Genomic DNA, 6,675 nt, shown 5'->3' with positions numbered 1-6,675 from the left:
GGCAAGACTGCCCCTTGCTCGTCCGGCGGGCGAAACCGCCGGTTTACCGCCTGCGCCAGCAGGCTATGCAAACGTAGATCTAATTAAGTGCTGATTGGTTTTATGCGCCCTTGGCGCGCTTATTAATGCGCGTTCCGCCGCACTAACGGGAATGGGTATTTGCTTCGCCAAATACCCCTTCACCCCAAAGGCGACCCGGGCGAAAAGCGCTCCGCGCTGCCCTTGCCGCGTCGTGAGCCAAACAAAAGGCCGTTTGTCTCCCTCCTTGCTGCGGTTTTCGCTACACGGGAAACCAAGCCCAGCTTCACTAGTCCGGCAAATACTAGCGGCAGTATTGTGCTGAAGGCATTGCGGGGCTTTGGTTTGGTGAATATACCCCTGCCGTGGTTAGCACAAGTTGCCCGTGGAGCCGCGCCGTTCGGGAGGCGGTTGGCAAGGTATTAAGCCGCAACCTGTTTGAGCTGCGCGACGCTAGCGCGCAGCGAGTTTTGCGGCCCCTTGCTCGTCCGGCGGGCGGAACCGCCGGTTTACCGCCTGCGGCAGTAGGCTAAGCTTCGAAGAAAATGGCTCTAGTAATTGATTAGCGCGACTGCCCGCTAATCGTTTCCGCTGCCAGCTCGCCAAAGCGCGATGGCGTGTCGGCGAGGATTGGGCGGGCTTTGTGGAGGGAATGGTAGCCGTTGAGCCAATGCCGGGCGGTAAGGACGGCGCCGGCGAGGGTGAGTAGGGTCAGCATCGGTGAATCGCCGCGCAGCCAGCTGCTGATGGCCGCGGTGATCAGCAGGCACAAGATCATGGTATCGATCTGCCAGCTGCGGCGCGTGGTGCGCAGGCTCAGCTGGATGGGCGTGATTTGCAGCGATTGCCAGTCATTCAGCAAATGGCGGGCGGCGATGGTGAGCAAGATCAGGCTCAGGCAAGCCGGATAAAACTCGCCCAGCCAACCGTAATAGCTCAGCGCCCCGAGGCTCAGTACGGTAAACGTGGCATCCAGGGCCAAAATCCGAGGGTTCGCGCGACGTGGCATGGTGGTCTTTCCGTTCTCGTTGCTTGATACCATTAAGGGTAAAACCTGATGCGGTTTTTGCCTAGTGCGAGCCGCTGGCCGTGGTGGCGATGTTGCGCCCGGCATTGACCCCGGCCGGGCTGCGCGCGAAGATGCGCTGATGGTAAAACGCTAGAGCAAAGTGTGCAGGGGGCAAGCATGGATCAGGATTTCAGCGCACAACTGGCGCGGCTATTAAGTTTGGGCGAGGCGGCGCTGCAGCAATGGCAGCAAGGTCAAGCTAGCCGCGCAACACCCGATTGGCAGGCGGCCGCGTGGCGCTGGCGGGCGACGGCCGCGGGCGGGTATTTGCAGCCGGTGCGTCAACCACATGAGGTGGCGCTGGCCGATTTACAGAATGTCGAGGCGCAAAAGCAGCGCCTGCTCACCAACACCCGCCAGTTTGTGGCCGGCTTGCCGGCCAATAATGTGCTGCTCACCGGCGCGCGTGGGACCGGAAAATCATCCTTGGTAAAGGCCGTGTGGCAGGCCTGCCGCGCCGATGGGCTGAAGTTGATCGAGGTGGAGAAAACCCATTTATATGATCTGCCCGAAATTGTGGAGCTAGTCGCCACGCGGCCCGAGCGCTTTCTGATTTTTTGCGATGATTTGTCGTTTGAAGAGGGCGATCACGGCTATCAGGGGCTGAAAACGGTGCTGGATGGCTCGATTGCCGGCCCGTCGGCCAATGTGCTGATTTACGCTACGTCCAACCGCCGGCATCTGGTGCCGGAATATTTCAGCGAAAACGCGGCCACGCGCTATGAAGGCGGCGAGATTCATTTTGCCGAGGCGGTGGAAGAAAAAATCGCCTTGTCCGAGCGCTTTGGCATCTGGCTGTCGTTCAGTAGTTTTAGTCAGGATGAATACTTGCGCGCGGTGGCGCACTGGCTGGCGACGCTGGGCCCCGCACCGTGGGATGCCGAGGTGCAGCGCGAAGCTTTGCTGTGGGCGCACACGCGTGGCGCCCGCAGTGGGCGGATTGCCTGGCAGTTTGTGCGCGATTATTTGGGGCGACGCGGGCTGGCGCAGCAGGCGGCGGGCTAAGCGGGTAGCTGCGGAGGTTGCGGTTGCGTTTTGCGGGAGCGAGTCTGGCCGGGCGGGCTTGTTTCTTGCCCGTTTGGCCACATCTGCCGTGCATGGATAACCGCTGGAGCCGCCGCATGGCCTGGAATGCAGAAGATTTATCGCGCATTATCGAAATGGCATGGGAAGATCGCACCCCGTTTGAAGCGATCGAGCAGCAATTTGGGCTGAATCAAACCCAGCTGGTGCGGCTGATGCGACGTGAATTGCACGCCAGCAGTTTTCGCCTGTGGCGTGCGCGCACCGCCGGCCGCGTGACCAAACACGCCGCCTTGCGCCATCCCGATATCACGCGCGCTTACGCGCCGGGCCAATACAAACCGCGCTGAGCGTGGTTGCCTGCCGGCGGGCTTGATGCGATATTGGCCGCTTTCGCCCGCGCGGCGCAGATAATCTGGCTGCCCACTATGAATAAGCAGACTCGCTATACCTTTTATGCCCGGCTGGCCGAGCTGGACCCCAACCCCACCACCGAGCTGAATTACAGCACGCCGTTTGAGCTATTGACCGCGGTGCTGCTGTCGGCGCAGGCCACCGATGTGGGCGTGAATAAAGCCACCGCGCGCTTGTTTCCGGTGGCCAACACGCCGGCGGCGATTTTGGCGCTGGGCCAAGACGGGCTTGAGGCCTATATCGCCACCATTGGCCTGTATCGCAGCAAGGCTAAGCATCTACTGGAAACCTGTCGCATCCTGATTGAGCAGCATGGCGGGGAAGTGCCGCGTGATCGCGAGAGCCTCGAGGCGCTGCCCGGGGTTGGGCGCAAGACGGCCAATGTGGTGCTGAACACCGCGTTTGGCGTGCCCACGATTGCGGTGGATACGCATATTTTTCGGCTCGGCAATCGCACGGGCCTGGCGCCAGGTAAGGATGTGCGGGCGGTGGAAGATAAGTTACTGAAAGTCACTCCGGCTGAATTCATGCTCAATGCCCATCACTGGCTGATCTTGCATGGCCGCTATGTATGTAAGGCGCGCAAGCCCGAATGCTGGCGCTGCGTGGTGAATGATGTTTGCGACTATCGCAGCAAGCAGCTTACTCCACCGCCGGGGCGCTAGGGGTATTGCTCGCTGCGGTATGTTAGATAATGGCTAGCGAGCGATACATTGGCGGGTACGGGGACGTGCCGAACGCGCATGGCCTCGGCGGGCGGGGCTGAGCCAACCGCGTGGCAATGCCAGCTGCTTTATTGTTCCGTTTTATTGCTCTAGCAGTGCGTGAAAAATAAAATGCTCCACCACCAGCCGCTCGGCCACGCCCAGCGGCGCAAATTCCACCCCGTATTGCATGGTGACGGCGGGCGGGTCGATGTGGCAATTGCGCACGGTGGCGCTGATGCTCAGTGTGTGGTCTTCGCCAGCGGCGTGCAGGCGCAGGCCGATCTGGATGGCTTCGCCCGCTTCGAGCTGTAATTGCGCCCCTTCCAGCATGGCGCCGGTGGCGGATAGATTAATCACCCGCGCGGCAACGCCCGCCTGCTGCGCGCGGATTACGCTCACGATCAGATTGCTATTTACCCGCAAGCTATTGCGCAGCTGGTGGATATCCAGCTTATCCGGCCAGCTTAGATGCAGGTAGGGGAAGGGGCTGAAGCAGACTTTCTCGACCGTGCCCTTAAAGCTCACCACGTCTTTGCCGGCGATGGTTTTGAGCTGCAGCGTTTCCCCTTCGCGAAACGGCAAAATCGCCCCATCGTTGCTCAGTGTGCTAATCAGCACGCCGGCTTTATCCTGCCAGCCGATTAGTTTTACCGCAGCTTTGGGCTTGAGCGGATCGCCCAGCGATTGCACATGCAAAGTGCTACCGGGGGTGATTTTGAGTTGTGGCAGATGGCGCGCTTTGGCGGCTTTTTTGGGGGTAGGGGGTATTGGGCTGGCAGGCTCATCCTGATTGGTGCTGGGGGCTATACTGCTGCGCTTGATGCTGGCTTGCGCCGTGCCCTGCCACAGCGGATTACGAAACAGCCCCTGTGTGCGCAAGGCGTCTAGCTGCGCCGCATTACGGATAATCTGCCCCTCGCGCAGTAGCAGTTGCCCCTGCGCATCATAAATGGTGTACGCCAAGGGCTGGCCCACATGCAGATCTTGGGCGCGGACGGGTTGCAGATCGGGCTTACTCATTCTGGGTGGCCTGCGGAGCGGATAAACCATTGTTCGCTAATTCTTACAAATGGCCAAGCATCAGCCGACCTGCGTTGCAGTTTATCGACGTGATACCATTTTGCCCTTTCTGGCAGGATTTCTAGGCCTACTTCATGCTGCATTTACTGAATGCGCCGCAGCGCGCGGCGGTGCAATATCTGTCTGGCCCATGCCTGGTGCTGGCCGGGGCAGGCTCGGGCAAAACCCGGGTGATTACGCAAAAAATCGCCTACCTGATCGAAACGGCCGGTATGGATGCGCGCAATATCGCCGCGATTACCTTTACCAACAAAGCCGCCCGCGAAATGCAGGAGCGGGTGGCCACCTTATTGCCGCCCGAGCGCTTACGCGGGCTGACGGTTTCCACTTTTCACAGCCTGGGGATGAAAATCCTGCGCGAAGAAGCGCCGCATCTGGGCTATAAAACCCAGTTTTCGATTCTGGACTCGGCCGACGCCAATAAAATCATAGCCGATCAGCTGGTCACCACCGATAAAGCGCTTATCCGCCAAGTGGCCGGGCAGATCTCAATGCTGAAAAATGACCGCATCTCGCCCGATAAGGCCATGGCCACCGCTAGCTCTGAGGGCGAGCTGCAACTGGCGCGGATTTATCGCGCCTACCAAGACACGCTGTTTGCCTATCAGGCCGTGGATTTTGATGATCTGATTCGTCTGCCGGTTGATCTCTTTGAAGACAACGACGAAGTACTGAAAAAATGGCGGCACAAGCTGCGCTATTTATTGATCGACGAATACCAAGACACCAATACCACCCAATATCAGCTGGTGAAGCTCTTAACCGACATCACCGGCTACTTCACCGCCGTGGGCGATGATGATCAGAGTATTTATGCCTGGCGCGGCGCCAATGTGGAAAACCTCAAACAACTGAAGATTGATTTTCCCAAGCTGGAAGTGATCAAGCTGGAGCAGAACTATCGCTCGGTGGCGCGCATTTTGCGCTGTGCCAACGCGGTCATCGGCAACAATCCCAAGCTATTCGAGAAAAAACTCTGGTCGGAGCTGGGCGAGGGCGATCTGATCAAGGTGGTGGAAACCAAGAGCGACGAAGACGAAGCCAAATGCGTGGCCGATCGGCTGCGCCAGCATATGCTGCTCAATCGCACCAGTTTTAAAGATTACGCGGTGCTGTATCGCGGTAATTTCCAGTCGCGCATTATCGAAGCACAACTGCGTGCCGAGAAAATTCCCTATGTGATGGCGGCGGGTGAGAGCTTCTTTGATCGCGTCGAGATTAAAGATGTACTGGCCTATCTGCGCTTGGTGGCCAACGAAGACGATGATCCGGCGTTTATCCGCGCGGTAACCACGCCCAAGCGTGGGATTGGCAATGTGACCTTAGAAAAGCTGGGGGCATATGCCGCCAGCCGGCAGATTTCCTTGTTTGCAGCGGCATACGAGGAGGGGTTTGTGCATCAGATCCAGCCGGCGCAATGCGAAGCGCTGCAGACCTTCTGCAATTTCATTAATCGGCTGCAAACCCGTGCTCCACGCGAGCCGGCCGGGCCATTGCTGCAAGAGCTGCTGGCGGCGATCGACTACGAAACCTGGTTATACGATAGCGAAGAGCCCAAGCCCGCCGAAAATAAATGGAAAAGCGTGCAGGAGCTGGCCAGCTGGATTAGCCGCAAGGGTGAGCAAGATGGCAAAAACCTCATCGAGATCGTGCAGACCATTGCGATTATCACGATGCTGGAAGGGCGCGATGAAGAAGAAGTCGACGCGGTGCGGCTCTCGACTTTGCACGCCAGCAAAGGGCTGGAATATCCGCATGTCTTCTTAATCGGCTGCGAAGAGGAAATCCTGCCGCATCAGAACTCCATCGAAACCGGCATGGTGGAGGAAGAGCGGCGGCTGATGTACGTGGGCATCACCCGCGCTCAGCGCAGCTTGACCATTACCTATTGCAGTAAGCGCCGGCGCGCCGGCGAATGGCAAATCACCCGCCCAAGCCGCTTTCTGGATGAGCTCTCGATGGCCGACGTGCATTTCAGTGGCCGGCTCTCCGAGAAATACGCGCCCAGTGCCGACATCAAAAAAGAGCACGCCAGTCGCGCTGCGCAGCTGATGAGCAGTCTCAACGCCCTGATGACCCCCAAAAACTAGATAAACAATGGGCAATCTAGCCAAACCACAGCCCGCGTCAGCGGGCTGTGGTGTTTCTAGGCTGGGTTTTGGCTGCTTTTGCGCTGGTGCTGCGGTGTTGCTGGGCGTGGGGGCTAATGGTTCTTCTTGGTTTGGCGCGATTTTCTTTGATATTCGGGTCTTTGAAAATCAATCGCTTATCGACTTGTTGGCGCTTTTTCGTTTGGTAGGTGTTGACGCGTTTTCGATGGGTGGGTATAGTTCGGCCTCTCTGCTGATGACGCAGCGAAACAAA

General features: G+C 58.5%; 7 protein-coding genes. 5 read left to right on the top strand and 2 right to left on the bottom strand.

Annotated elements, in window-relative coordinates:
• Positions 1-580 precede the first annotated feature (580 nt).
• The gene (locus QV747_RS16555) at positions 581-1,027 is read right to left on the bottom strand and encodes a hypothetical protein (protein WP_028449859.1); all 447 of its coding nucleotides are present in this window, start codon (positions 1,025-1,027) and stop codon (positions 581-583) included.
• Positions 1,028-1,204: 177 nt separating this feature from the next.
• Here QV747_RS16555 and QV747_RS16550 point away from each other — a divergent pair, with 177 nt between their 5' ends.
• The 3 genes from QV747_RS16550 (at position 1,205) to nth (ending at position 3,189) form a co-directional block, all read left to right on the top strand.
• A complete protein-coding gene (locus QV747_RS16550; protein WP_273432774.1) occupies positions 1,205-2,092 on the top strand; it encodes an ATP-binding protein in 888 nt (295 codons plus the stop codon).
• Between the two features lie 116 nt (positions 2,093-2,208).
• Complete coding sequence (locus tag QV747_RS16545; protein WP_028449857.1) at positions 2,209-2,460, top strand: TIGR03643 family protein; 252 nt, start codon at positions 2,209-2,211, stop codon at positions 2,458-2,460.
• A gap of 78 nt (positions 2,461-2,538) precedes the next feature.
• Complete coding sequence (gene nth, locus QV747_RS16540) at positions 2,539-3,189, top strand: endonuclease III (RefSeq protein WP_273432772.1); 651 nt, start codon at positions 2,539-2,541, stop codon at positions 3,187-3,189.
• 141 nt (positions 3,190-3,330) lie between these two features.
• Here the strand turns inward: nth and QV747_RS16535 are convergent, their stop codons facing one another.
• On the bottom strand, positions 3,331-4,251 hold the full coding sequence (locus tag QV747_RS16535; RefSeq protein WP_273432770.1) for a flagellar brake protein: 921 nt from the start codon (positions 4,249-4,251) through the stop codon (positions 3,331-3,333).
• Positions 4,252-4,385: 134 nt separating this feature from the next.
• Between QV747_RS16535 and QV747_RS16530 the strand changes: the two genes are divergently transcribed.
• Both QV747_RS16530 and QV747_RS16525 read left to right on the top strand, forming a co-directional pair.
• Positions 4,386-6,401, top strand: coding sequence for a UvrD-helicase domain-containing protein (locus QV747_RS16530; RefSeq protein ID WP_273432768.1), 2,016 nt, complete (start codon positions 4,386-4,388; stop codon positions 6,399-6,401).
• Between the two features lie 7 nt (positions 6,402-6,408).
• On the top strand, positions 6,409-6,675 hold a 267-nt coding region (locus QV747_RS16525), incomplete at its 3' end, for a hypothetical protein (protein ID WP_288791577.1).

This window comes from uncultured Chitinibacter sp., assembly GCF_945957625.1.
In the GTDB taxonomy this organism is placed as follows: Bacteria; Pseudomonadota; Gammaproteobacteria; order Burkholderiales; family Chitinibacteraceae; genus Chitinibacter; species Chitinibacter tainanensis.
The sequence above is the reverse complement of the archived record's forward strand: the minus strand, read 5'-3'. Positions and strand labels throughout refer to the sequence as shown.

Bases quoted from the DNA above. Each gene is read 5' to 3' on its own strand.
- QV747_RS16555 (WP_028449859.1), bottom strand. From the start codon at position 1,027: ATGCCACGTCGCGCGAACCCTCGGATTTTGGCCCTGGATGCCACGTTT.
- QV747_RS16550 (WP_273432774.1), top strand. From the start codon at position 1,205: ATGGATCAGGATTTCAGCGCACAACTGGCGCGGCTATTAAGTTTGGGC.
- QV747_RS16545 (WP_028449857.1), top strand. From the start codon at position 2,209: ATGGCCTGGAATGCAGAAGATTTATCGCGCATTATCGAAATGGCATGG.
- nth (WP_273432772.1), top strand. From the start codon at position 2,539: ATGAATAAGCAGACTCGCTATACCTTTTATGCCCGGCTGGCCGAGCTG.
- QV747_RS16535 (WP_273432770.1), bottom strand. From the start codon at position 4,251: ATGAGTAAGCCCGATCTGCAACCCGTCCGCGCCCAAGATCTGCATGTG.
- QV747_RS16530 (WP_273432768.1), top strand. From the start codon at position 4,386: ATGCTGCATTTACTGAATGCGCCGCAGCGCGCGGCGGTGCAATATCTG.